This is a genomic window from Mesorhizobium sp. M0761 (genome assembly GCF_040320205.1).
Lineage (GTDB): Bacteria > Pseudomonadota > Alphaproteobacteria > Rhizobiales > Rhizobiaceae > Mesorhizobium.
Genome location: NZ_JAMYPF010000016.1, coordinates 98,125 through 121,770 on the forward strand (window position 1 = coordinate 98,125; position 23,646 = coordinate 121,770).

At 63.0% G+C, this 23,646-nt stretch carries 24 protein-coding genes; 5 read left to right on the plus strand and 19 right to left on the minus strand.

Translation table 11 applies throughout. The features are described 5' to 3' along the window. Positions 1-6: 6 nt before the first annotated feature. From NKI32_RS23335 to NKI32_RS23375, 9 genes are all read right to left on the minus strand, one after another. The gene (locus NKI32_RS23335; RefSeq protein WP_023668552.1) at positions 7-1,335 is read right to left on the minus strand and encodes an FMN-binding glutamate synthase family protein; all 1,329 of its coding nucleotides are present in this window, start codon (positions 1,333-1,335) and stop codon (positions 7-9) included. 6 nt (positions 1,336-1,341) lie between these two features. Continuing rightward, positions 1,342-2,070, minus strand: a complete 729-nt coding sequence (locus NKI32_RS23340; RefSeq protein ID WP_023820985.1) for a GltB/FmdC/FwdC-like GXGXG domain-containing protein — start codon at positions 2,068-2,070, stop codon at positions 1,342-1,344. Positions 2,071-2,074: 4 nt separating this feature from the next. After that, a complete protein-coding gene (locus NKI32_RS23345) occupies positions 2,075-2,971 on the minus strand; it encodes a class II glutamine amidotransferase (RefSeq protein ID WP_023668550.1) in 897 nt (298 codons plus the stop codon). 84 nt (positions 2,972-3,055) lie between these two features. Then, positions 3,056-3,373, minus strand: a complete 318-nt coding sequence (locus NKI32_RS23350; protein WP_023668549.1) for a hypothetical protein — start codon at positions 3,371-3,373, stop codon at positions 3,056-3,058. Continuing rightward, the gene (locus tag NKI32_RS23355) at positions 3,370-4,059 is read right to left on the minus strand and encodes a hypothetical protein (RefSeq protein ID WP_023704841.1); all 690 of its coding nucleotides are present in this window, start codon (positions 4,057-4,059) and stop codon (positions 3,370-3,372) included. The genes NKI32_RS23350 and NKI32_RS23355 overlap by 4 nt, the downstream gene beginning before the upstream one ends. A gap of 42 nt (positions 4,060-4,101) precedes the next feature. After that, positions 4,102-5,496: an APC family permease gene (locus tag NKI32_RS23360; protein WP_023668547.1), complete on the minus strand. Its 1,395-nt coding sequence runs from the start codon at positions 5,494-5,496 to the stop codon at positions 4,102-4,104. Between the two features lie 14 nt (positions 5,497-5,510). Further along, positions 5,511-5,672: a hypothetical protein gene (locus NKI32_RS23365; protein WP_023668546.1), complete on the minus strand. Its 162-nt coding sequence runs from the start codon at positions 5,670-5,672 to the stop codon at positions 5,511-5,513. Positions 5,673-5,699: 27 nt separating this feature from the next. Further along, positions 5,700-6,077 (minus strand): hypothetical protein, encoded by a 378-nt coding sequence (locus NKI32_RS23370; RefSeq protein ID WP_023668545.1) that lies wholly within the window; start codon positions 6,075-6,077, stop codon positions 5,700-5,702. 28 nt (positions 6,078-6,105) lie between these two features. After that, entirely contained in the window at positions 6,106-6,393 is a 288-nt protein-coding gene (locus tag NKI32_RS23375; protein WP_023668544.1) for a hypothetical protein, read from the minus strand. A gap of 283 nt (positions 6,394-6,676) precedes the next feature. On the opposite strand from NKI32_RS23375, the gene NKI32_RS23380 reads away from it, so the two are divergent. The 4 genes from NKI32_RS23380 to NKI32_RS23395 are packed head-to-tail and all read left to right on the plus strand — an operon-like array spanning position 6,677 to position 10,461. Beyond that, a complete protein-coding gene (locus NKI32_RS23380; protein WP_023668543.1) occupies positions 6,677-7,810 on the plus strand; it encodes an aminomethyl transferase family protein in 1,134 nt (377 codons plus the stop codon). Between the two features lie 42 nt (positions 7,811-7,852). Beyond that, positions 7,853-8,449, plus strand: a complete 597-nt coding sequence (locus NKI32_RS23385; protein ID WP_023668542.1) for a dimethylamine monooxygenase subunit DmmA family protein — start codon at positions 7,853-7,855, stop codon at positions 8,447-8,449. Then, positions 8,446-9,411 carry a PDR/VanB family oxidoreductase gene (locus tag NKI32_RS23390; RefSeq protein WP_023687064.1) on the plus strand — a complete coding sequence of 322 codons (966 nt, stop codon included), beginning with the start codon at positions 8,446-8,448 and terminating at the stop codon, positions 9,409-9,411. Before NKI32_RS23385 ends, NKI32_RS23390 begins: the two co-directional genes overlap by 4 nt. Before the next feature lie 9 nt (positions 9,412-9,420). Next, a complete protein-coding gene (locus NKI32_RS23395) occupies positions 9,421-10,461 on the plus strand; it encodes a heme-dependent oxidative N-demethylase family protein (RefSeq protein WP_023735617.1) in 1,041 nt (346 codons plus the stop codon). Between the two features lie 165 nt (positions 10,462-10,626). Here the strand turns inward: NKI32_RS23395 and NKI32_RS23400 are convergent, their stop codons facing one another. Beyond that, positions 10,627-11,337 carry a helix-turn-helix domain-containing protein gene (locus tag NKI32_RS23400; RefSeq protein WP_023687066.1) on the minus strand — a complete coding sequence of 237 codons (711 nt, stop codon included), beginning with the start codon at positions 11,335-11,337 and terminating at the stop codon, positions 10,627-10,629. A gap of 265 nt (positions 11,338-11,602) precedes the next feature. On the opposite strand from NKI32_RS23400, the gene NKI32_RS23405 reads away from it, so the two are divergent. Continuing rightward, positions 11,603-12,961: a trimethylamine monooxygenase gene (locus NKI32_RS23405; protein WP_353003778.1), complete on the plus strand. Its 1,359-nt coding sequence runs from the start codon at positions 11,603-11,605 to the stop codon at positions 12,959-12,961. A gap of 41 nt (positions 12,962-13,002) precedes the next feature. Here the strand turns inward: NKI32_RS23405 and NKI32_RS23410 are convergent, their stop codons facing one another. From NKI32_RS23410 to NKI32_RS23450, 9 genes are all read right to left on the minus strand, one after another. Beyond that, complete coding sequence (locus NKI32_RS23410) at positions 13,003-13,797, minus strand: hypothetical protein (protein ID WP_023684423.1); 795 nt, start codon at positions 13,795-13,797, stop codon at positions 13,003-13,005. A 297-nt stretch (positions 13,798-14,094) separates the two neighbouring features. Beyond that, the gene (locus NKI32_RS23415; RefSeq protein ID WP_353003780.1) at positions 14,095-14,895 is read right to left on the minus strand and encodes a hypothetical protein; all 801 of its coding nucleotides are present in this window, start codon (positions 14,893-14,895) and stop codon (positions 14,095-14,097) included. Positions 14,896-14,902: 7 nt separating this feature from the next. Beyond that, positions 14,903-16,882 carry an ABC transporter permease gene (locus NKI32_RS23420; protein WP_353003782.1) on the minus strand — a complete coding sequence of 660 codons (1,980 nt, stop codon included), beginning with the start codon at positions 16,880-16,882 and terminating at the stop codon, positions 14,903-14,905. Beyond that, positions 16,879-17,958 carry a quaternary amine ABC transporter ATP-binding protein gene (locus tag NKI32_RS23425; RefSeq protein ID WP_353003784.1) on the minus strand — a complete coding sequence of 360 codons (1,080 nt, stop codon included), beginning with the start codon at positions 17,956-17,958 and terminating at the stop codon, positions 16,879-16,881. The genes NKI32_RS23420 and NKI32_RS23425 overlap by 4 nt, the downstream gene beginning before the upstream one ends. 72 nt (positions 17,959-18,030) lie before the next feature. Beyond that, complete coding sequence (locus NKI32_RS23430; RefSeq protein ID WP_353003786.1) at positions 18,031-19,005, minus strand: ABC transporter substrate-binding protein; 975 nt, start codon at positions 19,003-19,005, stop codon at positions 18,031-18,033. A gap of 417 nt (positions 19,006-19,422) precedes the next feature. After that, complete coding sequence (locus NKI32_RS23435) at positions 19,423-20,208, minus strand: SDR family oxidoreductase (protein WP_352537900.1); 786 nt, start codon at positions 20,206-20,208, stop codon at positions 19,423-19,425. A gap of 9 nt (positions 20,209-20,217) precedes the next feature. Beyond that, positions 20,218-20,982 carry an SDR family oxidoreductase gene (locus NKI32_RS23440; protein WP_023752581.1) on the minus strand — a complete coding sequence of 255 codons (765 nt, stop codon included), beginning with the start codon at positions 20,980-20,982 and terminating at the stop codon, positions 20,218-20,220. A gap of 106 nt (positions 20,983-21,088) precedes the next feature. Beyond that, on the minus strand, positions 21,089-22,597 hold the full coding sequence (locus tag NKI32_RS23445) for a sugar ABC transporter ATP-binding protein (RefSeq protein WP_353003788.1): 1,509 nt from the start codon (positions 22,595-22,597) through the stop codon (positions 21,089-21,091). 30 nt (positions 22,598-22,627) lie between these two features. After that, positions 22,628-23,566, minus strand: a complete 939-nt coding sequence (locus NKI32_RS23450; protein ID WP_023668529.1) for a sugar ABC transporter substrate-binding protein — start codon at positions 23,564-23,566, stop codon at positions 22,628-22,630. Between the last annotated feature and the right edge of the window lie 80 nt (positions 23,567-23,646).

The window sequence follows — 23,646 nt, forward strand, 5'->3', positions numbered from 1 at the left end:
TGTTTTTTAGAAGCCGTTTTTCCCCGGTATCCAGTTGGTGCCGGCCAGCGGCACGCCGGCCATGGCGGCGGCTTCGATGGTGAGGGCTACGAGATCCTCGGGCTCGAGATTGTGCAGGCTGTTCTTGCCGCAGGCACGCGCAATGGTCTGCGCCTCCAGCGTCATCACCTTGAGGTAGTTCGCCAGCCGCCGTCCGGCGGCGACCGGATCAACCCGCTTCATCAGTTCGGGGTCCTGCGTGGTGATGCCCGCGGGGTCGCGACCCTCGTGCCAGTCGTCATAGGCCCCGGCGGTGGTGCCGAGCGCATTGTACTCCGCTTCCCAGCGCGGATCATTGTCGCCGAGTGCGACCAGCGCTGCCGTGCCGATCGACACCGCGTCGACGCCGAGCGCCAGCGCCTTGGCGACGTCGGCGCCGTTGCGGATGCCTCCGGAGACGATCAGCTGCACCTTGCGGTGCATGCCGAGATCCTGCAGCGCCTGCACTGCCGGCCTGATGCAGGCAAGCGTCGGCTGGCCGACATTTTCGATGAATACTTCCTGCGTCGCCGCCGTGCCGCCCTGCATGCCGTCGACGACGACGACATCGGCGCCGGCCTTCACCGCAAGTGCAGTGTCATAATAGGGGCGGGCGCCACCGACCTTGACGTAGATCGGCTTTTCCCAGTCGGTGATCTCGCGCAGTTCGAGGATCTTGATCTCGAGATCGTCCGGCCCGGTCCAGTCGGGATGGCGCGAGGCCGAACGCTGGTCGATGCCTTTCGGCAGCGTGCGCATTTCGGCAACGCGGTCGGAGATTTTCTGGCCAAGCAGCATGCCGCCACCGCCCGGCTTGGCGCCCTGGCCAACGACCACTTCGATGGCGTCGGCGCGGCGCAAATCCCTGGGGTTCATGCCGTAGCGCGACGGCAGGTACTGGTAGACCAGTTGCTTGGAATGGCCGCGCTCTTCCTCCGTCATGCCGCCGTCGCCGGTGGTGGTCGACGTGCCTGAGAGTGTGGCGCCACGGCCGAGCGCTTCCTTGGCCGGGCCGGACAGCGACCCGAAGCTCATGCCGGCAACGGTGATCGGGATTTTCAGCTCGATCGGCTTCTTGGCATAGCGCGAGCCCAGCACCACCGACGTGTCGCACCGCTCGCGATAGCCTTCCAGCGGATAGCGCGAGATCGAGGCGCCGAGGAACAGCAGATCGTCGAAATGCGGCAGCTTGCGCTTGGCCCCGGCGCCCCTGATGTCATAGATGCCGGTCGCCGCGGCGCGGCGGATTTCGGAAAGCGTGTAGTCGTCGAAGGTCGCGGATTTGCGCGGCGTCGTCGGCGGGTTCTTGTAGGTCATGCTGCCTCAATACGCGTCGGCGTTGTCGATATTGAAATTGTAGAGCGTGCGCGCCGAGCCGTAGCGCTTGAATTCCGACGGCTTGACGCCGGTGACGCCGGCGCGGTCGAGCAGTCCCTGCAGCAGTTCGATATGCTCGGGCCGCATCTCCTTGGCGATGCAGTCGGCGCCCAGGCTTTCGACCTTGCCGCGCACGAACAGCCGCGCTTCGTAGATGGAATCGCCAAGTGCGCCGCCGGCATCGCCCAGCACCACCAGATTGCCGGACTGCGCCATGAAGGCCGACATGTGGCCGATATTGCCGTGCACGACGATGTCGATGCCCTTCATCGAGATGCCGCAGCGCGACGAGGCGTTGCCCTCGATGACGAGCAGCCCGCCCTTGCCGGTGGCGCCGGCATACTGGCTGGCGTCGCCCTTGATGACGATCGAGCCCGACATCATGTTTTCGCCGACGCCAGGTCCGGCCGAGCCGTGCACGGTGATGGCAGCGCCGTCATTCATCCCGGCGCAGTAGTAGCCGACGCTGCCGCGCACATCGATGCTGACAGGCTGGTCGACGCCGACCGCAACCGAATGGCTGCCCTTCGGGTGCAGCACTTCCCACGCCGTTTCGTTGGAGCCGGGCGTCAGATTGTGAAGCGCCTGGTTGAGCTCGCGCAGCGACGACACATCAAGATCGAAGACCCGGGACGCCTGGTCTTGCGCCGCCTTCGAAAGTTTGGTTGCCGGCATGGGCTCAATGCTCCCAGAAATAGACGGTTGCGGGTTCCGGCTCCCAGACCCTCGCATTGTCTATGCCGGGCAGCTTGGTCAGCGCCCGATATTCCGAGCCAAAGGCGACATACTGGTCGGTCTCGGCCATGACGGCGGGCTTGCAGGCGATCGGATCGCGCACCACGCCGAAACCGTTCTTGGTGCCGACGACGAAGGTGAAGAAGCCGTCGAGGTCGGACAGCGTGCCTTCCAGCGCCTCGCCGAGGTTCTTGCCATGCGCCATCTGCGAGGAGAGATAGGCGGCGGCGACCTCGGTGTCGTTCTCGGTCTCGAATTTCATGCCCTCCCGCACCAGCTCACGCCGCACATTGTTGTGGTTGGACAGCGAGCCATTGTGCACCAGGCACTGGTCGGCGCCGGTCGAGAACGGATGCGCGCCCATAGTGGTGACGGCCGATTCCGTCGCCATGCGGGTATGGCCGATGCCATGCGTGCCGGTCATCGAGCGGACGTCGAAGCGGTCGACGACCGCTTCCGGCAGACCGACTTCCTTGTAGATTTCCACCGCTTCGCCGGCGCCCATGATGCGCACGTCGGGGCGGATTGACTGCAGCGCTTCGCGCGCGGCATCGACCTTGTCGGGCGCGGTTCTCAACACTGCATGGGTGGACTTCACCGCTATGCTCACCGGCGCGCCGATGGCCTTCGCGAGTTCGGCGTCGAGGCCGCGGAAATCGCGCTCGGGCTTCGCGGACTGGATGGTGATCTTGGCTTCATTCCTGGAAGGCGCGCCATAGATGGCAATGCCGGCGCTGTCGGGGCCGCGATCGCTGAGCGATATCAGCATCTGCGACAGCATCGAGCCGAGCTGCGGCTCAAGCGACTTGTCTTTCAGAAAAAGTCCGACGATTCCACACATGTCAGCCTCCCGACGTTACCACTAGACGATGATGTATCGAATGCGTCGTGCGAATTCAATCGTATGAAAAAAATATTCCTGTAGTTACGTATCCGGCTCGATGCGGCCTTGTGAACTATCGCCGCCGTCGCGGGCGCTGTGAATCCATGTGGCGGTGCGGATGCGGGCTATTCTGTAGGCATCGAGGATCGACAGCGCATAGATCAGGAAGCCGCCGGCGTGGCGGCCGACGAAGCTGGCATCGGCCGGCGCGATCTTGGCCGTCACCCAGGCGAGGATCACCATGAAGAACAGGAACTGCAGGCCGCGCACGGGCACGCCCAGAATGACGTGGCCGCTGGCCGGTAAGACGATGGCAGCGCCGAGCACCAGATACGGGTTTGTCGGTGCGGGTGCGCTCATGCGACCTGCCTTTCCTGTCGGTTGATGGCATCGCGCAGCACTGAGGCCGAGGTCAGCAGTCTCTCGACCAGCGTTGGATCCAGCCTTGCGCCGCCGAATGCGGCCTGCCGGAACACGCCGTAGCGCGCCCGCTCGGCCTCGGCCAGCAGCCAGACGATGCGCACGCCGTTCGGGGTGATCAAGAGTTCCTTGGCGCGGCCTTCGGCAAAGATGTCGAGATGGCTGGCGATCAGGTTCTGCGGAAAGCGCGCCGCCCTGAGGTCGGTTCGCAGCACGGCTTCAGCCGGAAATCCCGGAGCCTTCGGCAGCGTATGCTGAAGATGATCGAAATTGGAGAAGGTCGTCGGCGAGCCCGGCCGCATCATCATGTCGAAGGTCGCCGGCACCGCAACCGGCTCTGTGATCGTGACACTCAACCATCGCGCCGGCAGCTTTCGCGTTGCCAGCGTGTCGACGATGGTGCGCAGCTGCACGCGCTGTCCGTTCCATGTGCCGGCCCAGGTGACAACGCCGGCTGTGCCATCGGAGACATCAACGGCATCTGTGATGACGGTCCGGATGCTGGCTGCCTCGGCTGCAAGATCAGCCTTGGCCTTTTTGCGGCTGGCGCGCGTATGCCAGGCGAGGTGCAGGACGAGAGCCACGGCGACCGCCCCGGCCAGCAATGCTGTCGTCACGTCAGACACCTCGTCACGCCATGCCCGCCCAGACCGGCAGGCCCTCTCCTGTCAATAGCCCTGCGGCTTCGGCCACGGCATGGTGAACTGGTCGCCGCGGCGCACATAGCGGTAACGGTAGAAGTGGAACCACAGCGAGATCAGGAAGTAGAAGGCGACCATGGCGATCAGCTGCGTGCCGTAGCCGAGGAAGATCGCAAAGAAGGTCACCACGCAGAGGCAAAACAGCACGATCGCCGGGATCGGGTGGAACGGGTGCGTATAGCCGCGGCGGATCGTGCCCAGCGGCCACTTTTTGCGGAACATCATGATGTTTATGCTCATGAAGGTGTATTGCAGCACGCCCGACAGGATTGAGAAGGTGATCGCCTGGTTGAGGTCGGCGATGAAGGCGAAGGCGAGCGCGATCGGCAACAGGAACAGGATCGAGCGATAGGGCGTGCGGTATTTCGGGTGCACGGCCGAGAACCATGTCGGCAGATAGCGGTCGCGTCCAAGCGAGAACCACGCGCGGGCCGCATCGTTGATACAGCCATTGGCCGACGCCAGTGCCGCGAGCAGCGTGGCGACGAACAACAGGTTTTCCAGCAGCGGGCTGCCGGTCAGCTTGCCGGCGTCCCACAAGGGATAATAGGTGATACCGAGGTACTCCCAGGGCATCAGCGAGGCGCAGACATACCAGGTCATGGCGGCGGCGATCAAAAGCGTGATCATGCCGGCCATGGTGCCGTAAGGCAGCGAACGCGCCGGCGAGCGCACTTCCTCGGCGGCCTGCGTGGTGCCTTCGATGCCGAGATAGTACCAGATGCCGAACTGGAAGGCCGCGATGACGCCGATCCAGCCATAGGGCAGCGCATTGCCGGGGGTGACCAGTTCGTTGAGCTTCAGCACAGCACCCTGCGTCCAGGGGCTGACCGAGAAGAACAGGATAACGATCGAGACATAGGCTATCGCCGTGATGACGAAGTTGACGTTGAGCGTCATCAGCACGCCGCGATAGTTCAGCCATGCCAGCACGACGATGGTGGCGGCAATGAAGGAGTTGTGGGTGAGCCCTTCGACGCCGGCCTTGGCGACGATGGTGTCGCCGAGCAGGATGGCGTCCGAAACCTCCAGCATGGTGTAGGCAAAGACCAGGAACAGCGCGACGTTGAAGGCCATCAGCGGCCCGACAATGTGCTTGGCCTGCGCGTATTGGCCGCCGGCGGCGGCAACCGTCGATGTCACCTCGGAGTCGATCATGGCGACCGAAGTATACAAGAGCCCGACCACCCAGCAGACGATCAGCGCCGCCAGTGCGCCGCCCTTGTCGGCCGAGAAATTCCAGCCGGTGAATTCGCCGACCAGCACGATGCCGACGCCAAGCGCCCAGACATGGGCCGGGCCGAGCACGCGTAGCAGTGAAACCCTGTCGCCGTGTATTGCCGGTTCAAGCGTGATCGTCATTGTTCAATCCCCACTCAGATCCGGTGTTTTTCGGAAGCGGCTTCAAGCTCGCCTTCGCGCGAGGAAGTCAGCACCTCCTCGGAATAGGTCGTGTCGATCTTGAACCAGTCGTAGAGCATCCACAGCGCAAGCACGACCGAGATGCCCCACGATGCGTAAGAGAGTGCGACCCACATGAGCGTGCTTCCCCAAAATCTCTGGCGTTACTTGTCGTCGAACTTTTCGTTGATGACGTCGCGATATTCGCGGTCGGAGGCGCGGAACAGGAAGACGAAATAGCCGATCAGCACCGCCGCCATGATGATCAGCGTCGGCCAGTCGATGATGTAGTGGAAGCGGTTCTGGATGATGTCGTGCGCGGTCTCCGGCGTATAGCCGAGCTTTTCCCAGATCGAGGCCATGGTCGGGTTCTGTCCCAACGCTTCCCAGGTTTTGGCATCGAGCGCGTCGATGGATTTCGCCGCACCCGCCAGGCCGAGTTTCAATGGCAGCCACAGCGCCACGAAAATGGCGACCACGACGACCACGATATCGAAAATCTGCCCGGCCTTGCCTTGTTCCGGCGGCGTGTAGCGCGACATGACTTCTACCCCTCAGGACGTTCTGTTTTCAGGACTTGCGGTTGCGGGCCGCGTCGGCGTTCTTGATGTCGAGACCGTAGATGAAGTCCTTGTCTTCCTTGTAGTGATTGACCATCGCCAGGATGGCGGCCGTATTAAAGATCAGCACGGCGGCGGCAGCGATAGCGACGACGATCTTGATCCCGGTGTCCGGGATGTAGGGCCATGTCATGACAAGCACGAAGAGGATCGTCGCCCAAAGGCAGATGATCAGGAGCGCGGATCCGCGCAGGTCGGAACGGTACAGCGCTTCGATGCGCTGCTGCAGGTCTGACATCGGTTTCCCCTTTTCCAGCGCCCGACCCCGAATTGGCCGCCCGCTGCCCTCTTTCAACAGAGTGAAATTTTTTTCATAAATTCGGGCCGAATCCAGCAATTGTCAAGCCGATTTTACGTTGGGTTAACCGTTTGTCCCCAGCCGCGAATTTTGCCTGACAATGAAATTATTTGCTTCCGGGTATTGCGGCATCAGGACGTTTGCGATCAATATTCGACCAAATGCTCCCGCCTCGCGCAGGGAGCCGGGAACACAATAGAATTTTCGAACGGAGGATTTGCGGATGACGGCATCCTGGAGATTTTCGACCCTGGCGGATCGCCATCGCGCGTTAGGCTCGAAGCTCGAAGACTGGAGCGGCATGGGCACCGCCTGGACCTACGACAAGGACGCCGACGAGGAATACACCGCCATCCGCACCAGGGCCGGGCTGATGGATGTGTCGGGCCTGAAGAAGGTTCACATCACCGGGCCGCACGCCTCACACCTCATCGACCTGGCAACGACGCGCGACGTGGAGAAGATCTATCCCGGCAAGTCGGCCTATGCCTGCATGCTGAACGAGGCCGGAAAATTCACCGACGACTGCATCCTCTACCGCACCGGGCCGAACGCCTGGATGGTGGTGCACGGCTCCGGCACCGGCCATGAGGAATTGCAGCGCGCTTCCGTCGGCCGCGACGTATCGCTGCGCTTCGACGACAATCTGCACGACCTGTCGCTGCAGGGACCGACCGCGGTCGACTATCTCTCAAAGCATGTGCCGGGCATTCGCGACCTCAACTATTTCCATCATATGCAGACGCAGCTGTTCGGCTTTCCCGTCATGATCTCGCGCACCGGCTATACCGGCGAGCGCGGCTACGAGATATTCTGCCGCGGCCAGGACGCCGGCACGATCTGGGACAGGATCCTCGACGAGGGCAAGAGCGCCGGCATCATTCCGTGCCGCTTCACCACGCTCGATATGCTGCGCGTCGAAAGTTATTTGCTGTTTTATCCCTATGACAACTCGCAGAAATATCCGTTCGAGAACGAAGGCCCCGGCGACACGCTGTGGGAGCTCGGCCTCGACTTCACCGTCAGCCCCGGCAAGACCGGCTTTCGCGGCGCCGAAGAGCATTACCGCCTCAAGGGCAAGGAGCGCTTCAAGATCTACGGCGTGCTGCTCGACGGCAAGCAACCCGCGGATGAGGGCGCGCCGGTCTATCGCGACGGCAAAAAGGTGGGCGTGGTCACCTGCGCCATGTATTCGCCGCTGGTCGAGAAATCGATGGGCATCGCCCGCCTCGACGTCGACTGCGCGGTCAAGGACACCAAGCTCGAGATCCGCAACAAGAGCGGTTCGATCAGGGCGACGGCGCAGCCTCTGCCCTTCGACGATCCCAAAAAGACCAAGCGCACGGCGAAAGGCTGAGGCACAATCGACAGCGAGGGGTTTTGAGGTACGAAGTAGAGAATGGCAGCCAAAACGATCATCAGCCGGCCCATTTACGGAACCCTGTCCCCGCAGCCCGGCAAGCATCATCTTTTCGTGGCGGATGCGGAAGGCGCGCTGGCGATCGTCGATATGGCAAGGACGGCGCCCCCCGGCTTCTTCGACGGCGCCGAAATCGTCTTCATTCCCGGGGCCGACGGCAAGCACGTTGCCGCTCTTGAGGCACTGAAGTCCGCGCAATTTCATGTCGCGCCAACCTTCGCCAGCCTGCTGCCCCGGCTGAAGCAGACGCTTGCCAACGCGCATATGGGCCTGCGCCTCTATCTCGCCGGCACCGAAGGGCTGATCGGCCAGGCCATGCAGGTGGCGCTCGAAGCCGGCATCGATCATACCTCCATGCAGACCGAGCATCGCGGCTCATTGGCGCGGCGCATGCAGTGCGTGCATTGCAAAGGCATCACCGAAAATGTGACGACGCAGCCGGCCACCTGCGCGCATTGCGGCCTGCTGCTTCTGGTGCGCGATCATTATTCGCGACGGCTGGCAGCATTCCAGGGCGTCTGCATAAATGCCGAGGATCGCTCGGAGATCCCTCCCATAGAGGAGGTCTTCCCATGAGCACCGGCACCACCAAGCTCGATGTCGTCGTCAGCGACGTCGTCCCGGTCAACGAACTGGTGACGCGCTTCCATTTCCGCCGCCGTGACGGTGAGCTTTTGCCGACCTTTTCCGGCGGCGCCCATGTCGTGGTCGAGATGCGCGATGGCGACCGCACAAGGCTCAATCCCTATTCGCTGATGGGATCGCCGCTCGACACCCGCGAATACACCATCTCGGTGCGCCGCGACGATGTCGGCCGCGGCGGCTCGTTGTTCATGCACCGGAGCGTCAAGCCTGGCCTGGAGATGGTGGTCAGCTACCCCGTCAATCTGTTCTCGCTCGACCTCAGGGCAAAGAAGCATCTGATGCTTGCCGGCGGCATCGGGATCACGCCGTTCATGGCGCAGACCGCGCAGCTCGCCGGGTCCGGCGGCAATTTCGAGCTGCACTACACCTGCCGCACCGCCTCGCTCGGCACCTATGCCGATGTGCTGCAGGAGCGCTATGGCCGTCGCGTCCGGCTCTATCACGACGACCGCGACGAGCGCATCGAACTCGACCGTCTCTTGTCCTCGCAGCCGCTCGGCACCCATCTCTATGTCTGCGGCCCGGCCGGCATGATCAACTGGGTGCGCGAGCGCGCTGCGGCTCTCGGCTGGCCGGCGGAGACCGTGCACTACGAGCATTTCGCGGCACCCCAGCCCGGCCTGCCGTTCGACGTCACACTTGCCGTCAGCGGCAAGACCATCCGCGTCGGCGAGCAGCAGAGCCTGCTCGAAGCGATCGAGGCCGCCGGCGTCGATCCGCCCTATCTCTGCCGCGGCGGTGTCTGCGGCCAGTGCGAGACCAACGTCGTCTCGTATGACGGCAAGTTCATCCACAACGACCACTGGCTCAGCGAGGAAGACCATCGTTCCGGCTGCAAGATCATGCCGTGCGTGTCGCGCTTCGAAGGCAAGTCGCTGGTCCTGGAAAGATAGGAGGCCAGCTTGGGCATCACCTTTCGCAAGGAAACGTTTCGCGACGATTTCACCTTCAGGAACAGCCCGGAACACATCAGGCGGTTTCCGTTCCCGTTCCACGAAGACGCCTACATGTATGCGGTCAACATCGAGCCGCATGTGGTTGGCCCCAAGGGCAGCGTTCTGGAAAACCTGATCGACGTCGACGAGCACTATGTCGCCGAGATGCAGGACCGTGCACTGGTGCTGGCCGACGATCCGCTGCGCTGCCAGTCGCTGCCGCATATGACGCTGGCCGGCTGGGACCTGCTCGAACTTTTGATGGAGCAACAGGCACTTGGCTATCCCGAGCATTTCACCCTGACCCGCGACGGCGACCGCTGGCGCTGGATCAACCGGCCGCTCGGCATCGACGACACCTTCACCTTCGGCGACACCTCGACACTGCCTTACGGGCCGATGGAGTACATCACCCGCCAGAGCCAGGGTGATTTCTGCATTCTCGATCAGCGCGACGGCAATCTTTGGATGGACGCCGGCATGGTCACCACTCAGGCCGACTGGTCGCTCGATTTCGACATCGGCATGAATTTCTTCGAATGGCACGCGCCGGTGCCGTTGGCGCATGAAAAGGGCATTTTCGTCAGGGCGCTGAAGTTCCTCACCAACATCCAGCAGGGCAAGCCGGCGCGGCGGCTGAACTGGACGATGACCATAAACCCGCGCCTCGACACCAGTCCGGAGAATTACCACAAATGGGGCCCGGACCGCGCGACGGTAACGCCCGAAAATGTCGCCGACAAGGTGCATCTGCGCGTCGAACTGCAAAGCTTCTGGCGGCTGCCGCGCTCGAACGGCATCGTCTTCCCGATCCGCTGCTATCTCATCAAGATGGACGAACTGGTGACACAGCCGAAATGGGCAAGGCGACTGCACCGGGTGATCCGGGATTTGCCGGAAGAGCTGGCCACCTACAAGGGCCTGACGCGGTATCGGCCGACATTGGTGGAATGGCTGTCGAAGCTGGATGATGGCAGTGCGACGTCACCGGGGTTCGGGCCGGACTAAAGGCCCCCTCATCCGGCCGCTGCGCGGCCACCTTCTCCCCGAGCGGAGAAGAGATCGCCAGCGCCGACGCCAGACTCCTCTCCCCTCGGGGAGAGGTCGGATTGCCCCGAATTGCTCTTGCAATTCGGCCTTGGCAATCCGGGTGAGGGGGCTGCGGCGGTCCGACTACCCCGCGCTCTGCGGATAGCAAATAATCGACAGATACCGCATCGGAAGTTTCGTCAGTTGCTCCGGCCCGTGCGGCGCGTCGGCGTCGAAGAACAGGCTGTCGCCCGGCTTCATCGGATAGAGGTTGCTGCCGTGCCGGTACACCACCTCGCCCTCCAGCATATAGAGGAATTCCATGCCCTCATGCTGGAAGGTCGGGAACACATCCGAATCCTCGGTCAGCGTAATCAGATACGGCTCGACGACGACGCCGCTGGTGTTGGAGCCGATATGGCCGAGCAGATTGTATTGATGGCCGGCGCGGGTGCCGCGGCGTTCGACATCTAGCCCTTCGCCGGCCTTGACGAAGACGGCGCTGCGCTCTTCCTCGAATCGGCGGAAGAAGGCGGTGACGGGAACGCCGAGCGCCCTCGACAGCGCCTGCAGTGTGGTCAGCGACGGCGAGGTGATGCCGTTCTCGATCTTCGACAGCATGCCCAGCGAAATATCGGTGGCGACGGCGAGATCGGCAACGGTGATGCCGAGCTTCTTGCGGAAGGCGCGCACCTCGCGCCCGATCGCCACCTCCAGCACTTTTTCGCGGGTGTCGCGAATGGCATGCGGGTTCTGCGTCAGCGGCGCGCGGATGGTCTTCCCGTCCACGGATGCCTTCGCCGGTGGCTTTGCCCTTGTCGAAGCAGTCTTGGAGTCGGAACTTGTCTTCGCCATCTCGCCCCCGAATCCCCATGATTATTTCACTCCAGGTGAACATATTCGGTGCCGATACAGAAACGCAACCGCGCAGCAAGCCCGTTAAGTCGAATGGTGTCCGCACCGGATTTGCGCCGTCATCCGTTTCCGGAAATCCGCTGGGGCGAAACGCGGTTTCTCCACAAGGCCTGTTGACAGCATCCAAGAGGCAATTACTGTCCTGTGAGTGAAATTTGTTTCGTAAGAGCAATTCCAAAAATCGAATGACACCGGGAGGCCTGCCATGAAAACGCGCGTTGCCGTCATTGGAGCGGGGCCATCCGGTCTGGCCCAGCTCAGGGCCTTCAAGTCGGCTGCCGACAAGGGCGCCGAGATACCCGAAATCGTCTGCTTCGAAAAGCAGTCCGACTGGGGCGGCCTGTGGAACTACACCTGGCGCACCGGCCTCGACGAGCACGGCGATCCCGTCCACGGCTCGATGTACCGCTACCTCTGGTCGAACGGACCGAAGGAGTGCCTGGAATTCGCCGACTACACGTTCGAGGAGCATTTCGGCCGCCCGATCGGATCCTACCCGCCGCGCGCGGTGCTGTGGGATTACATCAAGGGTCGCGTCGAGAAATCAGGCCTGCGCGAATGGGTACGCTTCAACAGCCCGGTGCGCATGGTGACTTTCTCCGACGAGACGAGGAAATTCACCGTCACCGCGCATGACCGCACCAACGACGTCACCTACTCCGAGGAGTTCGACAATGTCGTCGTCGCCTCAGGGCATTTTTCCGTTCCCAACGTTCCCTATTTCGAAGGCTTTTCGACATTCAACGGCCGCATCCTGCACAGCCATGATTTTCGCGACGCCATGGAGTTCAAGGGCAAGGACATACTGATCATCGGCCGCTCCTATTCTGCCGAGGACATCGGCTCGCAATGCTACAAATACGGCGCCAGATCTATCACCTCCAGCTACCGCTCCAAGCCGATGGGGTTCAAATGGCCGGAGAACTGGAAGGAAGTGCCGCTGCTGCAGAAGGTCGTCGGCAAGACGGCGCACTTCAAGGATGGCACCACCAAGGACGTCGACGCCATCATCCTGTGCACCGGCTATCTGCATTCCTTCCCGTTCCTCACGGAAGAGCTGAAGCTGAAGACCGCCAACCGCATGTGGCCGGACGGGCTCTATGAGGGCGTCGTGTGGGAGAAGAACCTGAAACTGTCCTATATCGGCATGCAGGACCAGTTCTACACTTTCAACATGTTCGACGCCCAGGCCTGGTTCGCCCGTGACGTCATCATGGGCCGCATCAAGCTGCCGTCGGGACAGGCGATGGCCGAGCACGGCGCCAAGTGGCGGGCACGCGAAGAGACGCTGGAAGACGCCGAGCAGATGATCTGGTTCCAGGGCGACTACACCAAGGAACTGATGGACCAGACCGACTATCCCGGCTTCGACGTCGAGGCGGTCAACCAGACCTTCATGGAATGGGAGCACCACAAGGCGGAAGACATTATGAGCTTTCGCGACCACGCCTACCGCTCGCTGATGACCGGCACCATGGCGCCATTGCACCATACGCCCTGGCTGCAGGCGCTGGACGACTCGATGGAAAGCTATCTCCAGGTGAAGGGCGTGGCGGCGGAATAGGTCGGCGTGATGCAAAACAATGCGCCGGCACCGGCCCAGTTTCAATTCAGAGGGTAGTCGGGAGCCGCATCGGTCTCCGTCACCTTGACCCACACCAATTCGCTATAATAGGCACCCTCCGGGCCGGTGCCGTACATAGACAGCCTGTCAGCCATCAGCAGATGTGTCATGTCGTTGAGTGCCCGGCCGGTCGGCTCCTCGGGCCAGGCGAAGACGCCGTCGGTTTTGGCGCCGAACCTCACATCGGTGCATCCGAAATCGATCTCGACCTTCCACGACAGCAACGGCCTGATATCGCTGAGCGGCGGGCGCGGCGGATCGGGCTGCTCGAAGTGATGGTCGACCGAGACTCTCGTCGGCACTGCCGGCGTGATGCCTTTGGCTTTGAAGGAGGCGATGGCGTCGTCGCCAAATCGTGCGAGCAGGCCAGCGTGCCATAACCGGTAGGTCGCGCGGAAAAAGCCGCTGACCCGGATAGATTTGCCATCGTTGTTGAAGACGTTCACAGCGGCGTAGAAACGGCGCAGTCGTGGCGCCAGCGCCCGCCAGTCGCATTCGGCCGGTGTCCCCGGCGTCGCGATGAAATCGTCAAGCAGATCGCTGCCGCGCACATTGGCGTTCAGCACCGTGCAATCCTCACCACGGATATGCCAGTGCCGCCGGAGCTCGGCTGCTGCGATGCCAGGCTTGCGCAGCTCTTCCACCGAGGCGCGAACCCGAGCAATCGCGTAGGACGTAGCCGCGTCCAACGTCTCAAACCCCGAAACCACATGCTCGCCGGTCTTGGCCATGTCGAAGACGACGACAGTAAAAGGCGGTTCGCGCTGATCGGGCATTCGGCAGCAAGCTCAGGCTGGTCGAGGATGAAGCAGCTTTCCGCGCGAAAATGCGTCAAAGTCAAGAGCTGGAGCGCGGCCTGGCATTTCCAGAAGAGGCGAACTCCAGAAGAGGCGAAACCGTTCTATCCGAGCCGTGCTTGAGCTTTCGCGGCTCAGGGGTCGACGACCGACCGCGATGATGTCGATGGCAGGTTGTTGCCAGCCCGCGACAATGCCGCGACTTTGGACAGTGCGATGGACACTTCCGGGTCGAGATCGCGTGTGCCGACCGCGGTGCAGGTGACGATCATCCTTTCAACCCAGCGGATAGTCGGGAGGCGCCTCCGTCTTCGTCACCTTGGCGGTTAGTATCTCGCAGTCGTTGGCCCAGTCGGGGCCATCGCCGCGCATGGCCATCATGTCGGCCATCAGCAGGAACTGCATGGTTCTGAGCGCCCAGTCGGTCGGCTCTTGCGGCCAGGCGAAGATTCCGGCGGCGTCGCCACCGAACTTCACGTCGTGGCAGACAAAACCGACCTCGACCTTCCAGGATCGCAGCGTCAAGCCTGGCGGCGGGTAGGGCGGGTCGGGAAGCTCGAAGTAATTGGCGACCATGAGCTTCGTCGGCTCCGCCGGCTCGATCCCCTTGGCTTTGAAGGCGGCAATGGCGTCGTCGCCAAAGCGCTCGAGGAGGCCGTCTCGCGTCAGCCTGTAGGTCGAGCGAAAGAAGCCGCCCGCCCAGACGGATTCGTTGTTGCCGTTGGAGATCAGCAGCGAGGCGCGGAAGCGGCGCAGCCTGGGCGCCAGCGCCTGCCAGTTGCACTCGGCTGGCGTCGCCGGCGTCGCAATGAAATCGTCGAGTAGATCGCTGCCGCGCACTCCGGCGTTCAGCACCGAACAGTCTTCGCCATAGAGCTGCCAGAGCTGGCGAAGCTCAGCAGTGGCGATGCCGGGCTTGCGCAACTCCTCCACCGAGGCGCGAACCCGCGCAATGGCGTAGGACGTCGCCGCCTCCAGCGTCTCAAACCCCGAAACTACGTGCTCCCCGTCCGGCTCGCCGGTCTTGGCCATGTCGAAGACGAGTACGGCAAAAGGCGGTTCGCCGGGATTGGACATTCAACAATTATCCTAGTCTTGCCCGCGCCTTCGCCGTCCAGGCATTGAACAGCCGGTCTGCGACGATGCCGATGAAAGCGATGGCGAGACCCGCGACAATGCCGCGTCCGGAATCGGCCTTGGACAGCGCGATGAAGACTTCCTGGCCGAGGTCGCGTGTGCCGACCATGGCGCAGATGATGATCATCGCCAGCGCCATCAGGATCGTCTGGTTGACGCCCAGCATGATTTCGGGAAGCGCCAGTGGCAATTGTACCCGAAAGAAGGTCTGGCGCGGCGTGCAACCGGAAACCTTCGCCGCCTCGATCAATGCCGGCGGCACCTGCCTTATGCCGTGATTGGTGTAGCGGATCGCCGGCACCACGGCGAAGGCGACCGTGGCGATCATGGCGGTGACGTCGCCGACCCGGAACAGCATCACCACAGGAATGATGAAGCAGAAGGACGGCAGCACCTGCAGCGTGTCGATGATGGGCGTGACGATCTTTTCGAAGCGGTCGCTGCGCGCGGCCATCAGGCCAATCGGGATGCCGATCAGGCAAGCGATGAAGGCCGAGATGCCGCAGAGATAAACCGTCGCCATGGTCTTTTCCCAAAGGCCGGTGACGGCGCAGAAGGCGGTCAGCGCGGCGACGAGGGCGGCGAGACGCAGGCCTGAGAGCTGGTAGCCGGCGAGGCCGAGCAGGGCCACTGCGCCGAGCCACGGAAAGCCTTCGCAGAAGGCGCGCAGCGGGTTCAGTACATTGAGGATGAGCGCCACGCGAAACGCTTCGATCACGTCGAAGAAGTTGATCGTCACCCAGTTGACCGCCGCCTTCCACAGTGGCGCGGTGGTGAAGGTGATCGCCTTCGGCACCGCTGCGAATGCCGGTACGAACAGGCCGAGCAGCGTCGTCACGACCAGGATGGCGATGGCCAGCGACAGATTGGGATAGCGCCGCCAAAAGCTCTGGTTCGCCTGCCGTTGAACGTGGCCCTTCGCCTGTTTGTGGGCGATGGCTTGGCTCAACCGGTCGAGCCCGATGGCGAGTGCCACAATGGCGAGCCCGGCTTCCATCGCTTCGCCGACCTTCAGCGCACGCAGCGCCAGCAGCACATCATAGCCGAGGCCGCCGGCGCCGATCATCGAGGCGATGATCACCATGTTCAGCGCCAGCATGATCACCTGGTTGACGCCGATCATCAGTGTCGGCCGCGCCGACGGCAGCTGCACGCGCCACAATTTCTGCCGCGCCGTGCAGCCGGCCATCTCTGAGAAATCGTCGATCTCGGAGGGCACCCGCGACAGACCCAGCATCGTTGCCCGCACCATGGGCGGCGTGGCGAAGATGGCGGTGGCGATCATCGCCGAGACCGGGCTGTTGCCGAACAGGAGCAGCATCGGGATGAGATAGGCGAAGGTCGGGATGGTCTGCATCAAATCGAGGGCAGGGGAGATGATCAGCCGCTCGGCCCATGGCTTGCGCCACGCCCAGATGCCGGCGAACAGGCCGGTGACGATGCAGAACGGCACCGCGATGGAAATCAGTGCCAGTGTCAGCATGGCGCTGGTCCATTGGCCGAACAGCGCGGTGTAGAGGAAGCAGCCGCCGACCAGCATGCCGAGTTTTCTACCGCCCACGGCATGCCCGGCGATGAAGGCGGCGGCGCAGACGCCGATCCAGGACAGGCGCGGCAGGACATAGGCATCGGCACCGTGACCAATCTTGAAATTCTTGGCCAGCAGGTCGAGCGCGAAATCGAGGGGAACGCCGAGCACCGCGGTGATCGAGCGGGTCAGCCAGGACAAGTTCGACTTGATCCAGCGCATCAGCGCACTGACCCAGTCGGCGACCGGGATAGCCGCCTCGGCCGGATAGTTGACGGCCCAGGGCAGTCTGTCCTGCAGCAGAAACACCACCAGCACGGCGGCCAGCGCGAGCGCCCAGACCAGCAGCCAGCGCTGAACCGGTGGCCTCGTTTGGCTGGCGCTTGCCGTCACCGTCATGCGCCGGCTCTCGTATGCTCGATACCGGCCAGCAACTCGATCACCGATTGCGGCGTCACCTCGCCGATCGGCCTGCCGGTGCCGTTGACCACGGCGAAGGGCTTACCCGACGCGACAATGCTGGCCGAGAAGCTGGCGATCTTGGCGTCGGGCAAAACCGTGCCGCCGTGCTCGGCGCCATCGCAGGCACGCATCAGGCTGCGCGCCGAAATCACCTTGGCGCGGTCGACATCGCGGGTGAATTCGGCGACATAGTCGGTCGCCGGGTTGACAACCAGCTGTTCCGGCGTGCCGGTCTGGATGACCTCTCCATCCTTCATGATGGCGATGCGGTCGGCAAGCCTTATCGCCTCGTCGAAATCATGGGTGATGAAGACGATGGTCTTGTGCAGCATGGTCTGCAGCCGCATCAGTTCGTCCTGCATCTCGCGGCGGATCAGCGGGTCGAGCGCCGAGAACGGCTCGTCGAGGAACCAGATCTCCGGCTTGGTCGCGAGGCTGCGGGCAATGCCGACGCGCTGCTGCTGGCCGCCGGAGAGTTCGCGCGGATAGAAATGCTCGCGGCCGCGTAAGCCCACGAGATCGATCACCTCCCGCGCTCTCGCTTCGCGCGTCGGCCGGTCTTGGCCCTGGATACTCAGCGGGAAGGCAATGTTCTCCAGCACGTTCAGATGCGGCAGCAGCGCGAAATTCTGGAACACCATGCCCATGCGATGACGCCGCAGTTCGATCAGCGCCGCATCGGAAATCTTGAGCAGGTCGTTGCCTTCGAATTCGACCTTGCCGTGGGTCGGCTCGACCAGCCGCGACATGCAGCGCACCAGCGTCGACTTGCCGGAGCCGGATAGCCCCATGATGATGAAGATCTCGCCCTGGCGTATTTCGAGATCGACGGCGCGCACCGCACCCACCAGTCCTGCGGCAGCGACATCGGCCATGCTGGCCTTGCCGTCACGCTCGCGGATGAAGCTGGCCGCGTTCGATCCGAACAGTTTCCAGACATTGCGGCAAGCAAGCTTTGTCGGCCGCGCATCCTTTGGCGTGCCAACTGCCTGCGGTTCAGTCGCTTCCGTCATCCAATGGCCCTTCTGGAAGATGAAGATATGGACCCGGCCGTTACGGCCGGGTCCGGCCTTCAGTCGGAGCCATCACTGCGCCCAGGCTTTCCAGTCGGCTTCGTGGGCGGCGATCCAGGCGGCCGCGACGTCTTCCGGCGTCTTGCCGCCGAGGTCGATCTCGCCGCTCATCTTGTTGAGCTCATCGGTGTCGATCGTGTAGGCCTTGGCCACCTTGTAGGCGATCGGCCATTTGTCCTTCATGCCGGACCATGAGTATTTCCAGATTTCGCCATGCGGCTTGCCGCAATCATATTTGGCGTCCGGGTTGGTGCCCCATTTCGGGTCGGTGTAGCACTCGGGCGTATACTCGGGGAATTCGACCCACTCGCCCTTGTACTTGGCCGGCGCCCAATGCGGAGAATAGATCCACAGCATGATCGGCGCCTTGCGCTGATAGGCCGAGTCCAGCTCGGCGAACATCGCCGCGTCGGTGCCGGCATGGATGACGGTGAAGGGCAGTTTCAGCGCCTCGACGCGCTCGTCGTCAAAGCCTTCCCAGGTCACCGGGCCGCCGAGATAGCGGCCCTTCGGCGCCGTCTCCGCCGTCGAGAAAGCCTCGGCGCATTTCGGGTCCTTCAGCGCCTCCCAATTGGACAGGCCGGGGCATTTCTCCTTCATGTATTCGGGAAACCACCACTCCTCCTTGGCCTTCGGCCCGAGCTTGCCCAGCCGCTCGGTCTGGCCGGTGGCGTCTGAAGCCTTCATCGCCTCGCCGGCCGTCGTGTCCCAGAACTCCAGGCCGACATCGAGGTCGCCATTGGTGAGACCGGTGGTCAGGCTGGAGAGGTAGTCGGCGGTCGGATATTCGACGGTGTAGCCGAGCTTTTCGAGGATGCCGCCAAGGATCTTGGCGTTGAGATTGACGCTGGTCCAGTCGAACAGCGCGATCTTGATCGGGTCGTTGGATTCGGGTGCTGCTGCGTGGACCGGTGATGTAAGCGCACTTGCGGTGGCAAGCGCCAAGGCTCCCATTGATAGGTTCGAAATCACACTGCGAAATGACATGCTTGTTCTCCTGTCAAACCATGTGGAAATTTCTTGATCGTTCCCTTCTTGCGTCTTTTCTTGATTGTGTTGGAAAGGCGGGTCGTTACGCAAGCTCGTTCGCACCAAGCCAGTGCCGCGGCCGCAACTTGCGCAGGCGAAATGGTTGCTCGACTTGGTGTTTATGTGATGCCGGGCGGGCCCGCGTCATGGCATCGGATGGATTGCTGTGCGAGCAATCGTCAACGGATCGATCGCCGCTCCAGCGGCGCTCTCAGACGTGCGAGCCATCAAGGTCCCATGGTCTCGGCCGGCGAGCTCGCCAAGGCCGTTTCATGAGATGAAATTATATATACCAACCTTCATGCGGCGCAACGGCTGATGCCCTGTGCTGCGCCGAATTTCAGACTGGTCGATTGCCAACCGCCGGAGCGGACTTCACGACATGATCAGGCCGCCATCGACATTGATGGTTTGGCCGGTGATGTAGGTGGCGTCGTCGCTGGCGAGAAAGCTGACCAGGCCGGACACGTCCTCGCCGCTGCCGGCGCGGCCCATCGGGATGTTCTTCACCCATTCGGCCATCAGCTCGCCGGGCTTGTAGTCGCCCATCAGCTTGCCCCAGGCGGCGTCGTTGTAAGCCCACATGTCGGTGTCGATAATGCCGGGGCAGATCGCGTTGACGGTGATCTTTTCCTTGGCCACTTCCTTGGCCAGGCTCTGGGTGATGCCGACGACGCCGAACTTCGACGCCGCATAATGTGGCGTGTAGATGAAACCCTGCCGCGCCTGGCCCGATGCCGTGTTGATCAGCCGGCCGCCGTCGCCATGCTTGCGGATGCGCGCGATCGCTTCCTGACAGCACAGGAACACGCCCTTGGTGTTGACCGCCAACACCTTGTCCCATTCGGCTTCGGTCATTGCCTCGATCCGGGCGATGGTGATGACGCCGGCATTCTGCACCGAAATGTCGACGCGGCCGAATTCCTTCTCGGCGAGGTCGTAAAGCGCGGTGACCTCATCCTTCTTGGTCACGTCCATGCGCATCGACGCGACCTTGGCGCCCGCTGCTTTCAGGCCGGCGGCGACGTCCTCGACGCGGGCATCGATGGCGCTGACCACGACCGCGGCACCTTCCTCGGCGAAGCGCTTCGCCATCGCCGCGCCGATGCCACCGCTCGCGCCGGTGATGACCGCAGTCTTGCCTTCAAAACGCTTCTGCATCTTTTCTCCTTACCAGCAGACAAAACCGCCATCGACGATCAGGTCGATGCCGGTGACGTAACTCGCGGCGCGGCTGGCCAGGAACACGGTCGGGCCGACCATTTCTTCCGGCGTCGCCATGCGCCCCATGGGCGTGTCGCGTTCGAAGATCTTGATCTGTTCCGCGACCTCAGGCCGCTTGTTCATCGGCGTCAGCGTGTAGCCTGGGCTCACCACATTGACGCGCAGGCCGCGATCGGCCCATTCCATGGCGAGGCTTTTCGACATGTGGATGACGGCCGCCTTCGACGAATTGTAATGCGCCTGGGTCAGGCCGCGATTGACGATCGAACCCGACATGGAGGCGATGTTGATGATCGAGCCCTTGCGCCGCGTCAGCATGGCGCGCGCCTCGGCCTGGCAGGACAGGAACACGCCGCTGACATTCACGTCGTAGATATTCTGCCATTTTTCCAGCGGCAGCGTCTCGGCCGGCTCGGCCCCGGCGATGCCGGCATTGTTGACGGCGATGGTCAACGCGCCGAGTTCGTTCTCGGTGCGCTCGATCGCTGACGCGAGATCGGCCTCCGACGTCACCGTTCCGGTCAGCACCAGCGCCTTGCGGCCAAGTGCCGAAATCTTGTGCGCCGTCTCGTCCAGCCCGCCCTTGGAGGTGTGGCCGAAACAGGCTATGTCGGCGCCGGCTTCGGCGAGCCCGATGGCAATGGCCTGGCCAATGCCGCTGCCCGCGCCTGTTACCAGCGCTACGTCGCCGCTGAGATCGAATAGTTTCATGTTGTTCCCCCTCCTGAAATGAAGGGACGCCAGTCTTTGCTGGCGCCCCGCGCGGTCCGGTCCTTGGGAGGATACCACCTGCTGCGCTTTGTTCCGACTCCTGTCCTCAGCTCGTGGCGAGTTCCATCACCGCGACATTGCTCGCCTCGCTGCGGTCGAGAATGCCGCGCTGGCGGCCGCGGCTCAGCACCAGCACCCGGTGCGACAGCCCCAGCACCTCCTCGAGGTCGGAGCTGACCACCACCACCGCCATGCCGGAGCGGGCGAGGTCGGCGATCACGTCGTAGATAGCCGCACGCGCGCCGACATCGATGCCGCGCGTCGGTTCATCGAGGATGAACACTTTTGGCGGTCGCGACACCCATTTGGCAATGATCACCTTCTGCTGGTTGCCGCCGGAAAGCTTGCTGACCGCCTGGCCAGGTTTGCCCTTGACCCCGAGCCTTGCGATGCCGGCTTCGGCGAATTTCTGCACCGCTTTCGGAAACACCCAGCCCTTCGGCGCGACATGGTCGAAATTGCCGAACGCCAGATTCTCGCCGATGGTCTGGTCGAGCACCACGCCTTGCGCCTTACGGTCTTCCGGCACCAGCACGACGCCGGCCTTGATCGCTGCCGCCGGCCCGCTGAGATGCACCGATTTGCCGGCAAAGCGCACCGAGCCCGACGAGATCGGATCGGCGCCGGCGATCGCCCGCACCAGTTCGGTGCGGCCGGCGCCGATCAACCCGGCAATGCCGAGGATCTCGCCTGCTTTGACCGAGAAGGAAACGTTGTTGAAGCTCTTCTCCGGCGAGGACAGGTTGTCGACCTCGAGCAGCGTCTCCTCGCGCGGCGGCGTCAAGTGTGGGAACATCCGCTCGACCGAGCGGCCGACCATCTGCTCCACTACTGTGCGCACGGGAATATCGGCGCGTTCGTGGCGGGCGACGATGCGTCCGTCGCGCATCACAACCACGCGGTCGGCAATCTGCGCGATCTCGTCGAGACGATGGCTGATGTAGATGAAGGACATGCCCTCCGCCTTGAGCTTGCGGATCTGCTGGAACAAAAGCTCCGTTTCCTCGCCGCCAAGCGCTGCGGTCGGTTCGTCGAAGATCAGCAATTCGGCATTGAGCGTCAACGCCTTGGCGATCTCGACCTGTTGCTGGGCGGCGATGCGCAGCGTGCCCACCTTGCGCTCGGGCGAGACGTCGAGGCCAAGCCGCTTCAACTGCGCCGAGGCCTTGGCGTTCATCGCTGCGCGGTCGATGCGGCCGCCGCGCATCGGCAGGCGCCCGACATAGACGTTCTCCGCCACCGACAGATCCGGCAGCAGCTTCAGTTCCTGATGGATCATGCCCACACCGGCATCGATGGCGGCGGCGGGCGAGGCGGGGGAATAGGGCTTCCCCCGCCAGATGATGGTGCCCGCGTCGGGCCGGGTCGAGCCGGCGATGATATTGGACACCGTCGACTTGCCGGCGCCGTTTTCGCCGAGCAGCGCCACAACCTCGCCCGGCCGCACCTCGAAGCTCGCATCGGCCAGGACCTGGACCGGTCCGTAGCTCTTGCAGAGGCCGTTGACGAAAAGCCCGTTGTGCGGGCTTTCGCTGTGGCGAGGATCAGGAGACATCGTGGCGCTCTCTCTAAGCGGTGCCGCAGGTTACGGGTGCTTGGCGATGAACTGCTCGACATTGTCCTTGGTGGTCAGCGTCGCATCCTGCAGCTGCTCGGCCGGAACGCTTTCGCCGGCCACCAGCTTGATCGCCGCATCGACGGCGAGCCGGCCCATGCCTTGCGTCTGCTGCGTCGCGGTGACGTCGAACACGCCGTCCTTCAGCGCCTTGAGTGCGGCCACGTCGCCATCGAAGCCGGCAACCCAGACCTTGTGGCCGGGATTGGCGACCTTGACCGCCTGTGCCGCGCCCAGCGCCAGCGCATCGGCCTGGCCGATGACGATGGAGACATCGGGATGCGACTGCAGCAGGTCCTGCGTCAGCTTGAAGCCTTCGTCCTGGTGCCAGCCTTCGCTCCACAATTCGCCGACCACCTTGATATCGGGATAGGCCTTGAGCGCTTCGCCGCAGCCCTTCGAGCGATCGACTTCCGGCGTGGTGCCCTTCTGGCCGTGGATGATGATCAGTTCGCCTTTGCCGCCGGCCTGCTTGGCGATGTAGTCGCACACCGCCTGCGCCGAGGCGACACTGTTGGTGGCGATGAAGGTGTCGCCGGGCGCGCCGTCGGCGTTGCGGTCGACATTGACGACCGGGATGCCGGCAGCCTTGGCGGTCTTGGTCGGCACGGTGGCGGCTGTGGCGCCGGCCGGAATGTAGATCAGCGCGTCGATGTTCTGCGTGATCAGATCCTGGACCTGGCTGACCTGGGTCGCTGAATCGCCCTTGGCGTCGACGGTGACGATCTCGATGCCCTTCTCCTTGCCGTAGGCTTCGACCGACTGCTTGATCTGGTTGAAGAAGTCGGCCTGCAAATTGGCCACGGCGAGGCCGAGTTTCTTGGCCTCCTTGGCCGAGGCCATGTCGGTCAGCCCGAGCATAGGAATGATGGCGGCAGCGGCGAGCAGCAATGAACGTTTGGTCAGCATGTTTTTCCTCCGTTGATAGTCAAACTGTCCCGCCAGCGCATCGCGCCCCTTGGAACATCCCAGTTTCGGATCGACCGATC

Excerpts from the sequence above, each read along its gene's own strand:
- NKI32_RS23370 (WP_023668545.1), bottom strand. The coding sequence starts at position 6,077 with ATGTCGCGCTACACGCCGCCGGAACAAGGCAAGGCCGGGCAGATTTTC.
- NKI32_RS23405 (WP_353003778.1), top strand. The coding sequence starts at position 11,603 with ATGAAAACGCGCGTTGCCGTCATTGGAGCGGGGCCATCCGGTCTGGCC.
- NKI32_RS23445 (WP_353003788.1), bottom strand. The coding sequence starts at position 22,597 with ATGTCTCCTGATCCTCGCCACAGCGAAAGCCCGCACAACGGGCTTTTC.
- NKI32_RS23390 (WP_023687064.1), top strand. The coding sequence starts at position 8,446 with ATGAGCACCGGCACCACCAAGCTCGATGTCGTCGTCAGCGACGTCGTC.
- NKI32_RS23375 (WP_023668544.1), bottom strand. The coding sequence starts at position 6,393 with ATGTCAGACCTGCAGCAGCGCATCGAAGCGCTGTACCGTTCCGACCTG.
- NKI32_RS23335 (WP_023668552.1), bottom strand. The coding sequence starts at position 1,335 with ATGACCTACAAGAACCCGCCGACGACGCCGCGCAAATCCGCGACCTTC.
- NKI32_RS23450 (WP_023668529.1), bottom strand. The coding sequence starts at position 23,566 with ATGCTGACCAAACGTTCATTGCTGCTCGCCGCTGCCGCCATCATTCCT.
- NKI32_RS23435 (WP_352537900.1), bottom strand. The coding sequence starts at position 20,208 with ATGCAGAAGCGTTTTGAAGGCAAGACTGCGGTCATCACCGGCGCGAGC.
- NKI32_RS23385 (WP_023668542.1), top strand. The coding sequence starts at position 7,853 with ATGGCAGCCAAAACGATCATCAGCCGGCCCATTTACGGAACCCTGTCC.
- NKI32_RS23440 (WP_023752581.1), bottom strand. The coding sequence starts at position 20,982 with ATGAAACTATTCGATCTCAGCGGCGACGTAGCGCTGGTAACAGGCGCG.
- NKI32_RS23420 (WP_353003782.1), bottom strand. The coding sequence starts at position 16,882 with ATGACGGTGACGGCAAGCGCCAGCCAAACGAGGCCACCGGTTCAGCGC.
- NKI32_RS23350 (WP_023668549.1), bottom strand. The coding sequence starts at position 3,373 with ATGAGCGCACCCGCACCGACAAACCCGTATCTGGTGCTCGGCGCTGCC.
- NKI32_RS23345 (WP_023668550.1), bottom strand. The coding sequence starts at position 2,971 with ATGTGTGGAATCGTCGGACTTTTTCTGAAAGACAAGTCGCTTGAGCCG.
- NKI32_RS23430 (WP_353003786.1), bottom strand. The coding sequence starts at position 19,005 with ATGTCATTTCGCAGTGTGATTTCGAACCTATCAATGGGAGCCTTGGCG.
- NKI32_RS23365 (WP_023668546.1), bottom strand. The coding sequence starts at position 5,672 with ATGTGGGTCGCACTCTCTTACGCATCGTGGGGCATCTCGGTCGTGCTT.
- NKI32_RS23360 (WP_023668547.1), bottom strand. The coding sequence starts at position 5,496 with ATGACGATCACGCTTGAACCGGCAATACACGGCGACAGGGTTTCACTG.
- NKI32_RS23340 (WP_023820985.1), bottom strand. The coding sequence starts at position 2,070 with ATGCCGGCAACCAAACTTTCGAAGGCGGCGCAAGACCAGGCGTCCCGG.
- NKI32_RS23410 (WP_023684423.1), bottom strand. The coding sequence starts at position 13,797 with ATGCCCGATCAGCGCGAACCGCCTTTTACTGTCGTCGTCTTCGACATG.
- NKI32_RS23380 (WP_023668543.1), top strand. The coding sequence starts at position 6,677 with ATGACGGCATCCTGGAGATTTTCGACCCTGGCGGATCGCCATCGCGCG.
- NKI32_RS23425 (WP_353003784.1), bottom strand. The coding sequence starts at position 17,958 with ATGACGGAAGCGACTGAACCGCAGGCAGTTGGCACGCCAAAGGATGCG.
- NKI32_RS23400 (WP_023687066.1), bottom strand. The coding sequence starts at position 11,337 with ATGGCGAAGACAAGTTCCGACTCCAAGACTGCTTCGACAAGGGCAAAG.
- NKI32_RS23415 (WP_353003780.1), bottom strand. The coding sequence starts at position 14,895 with ATGTCCAATCCCGGCGAACCGCCTTTTGCCGTACTCGTCTTCGACATG.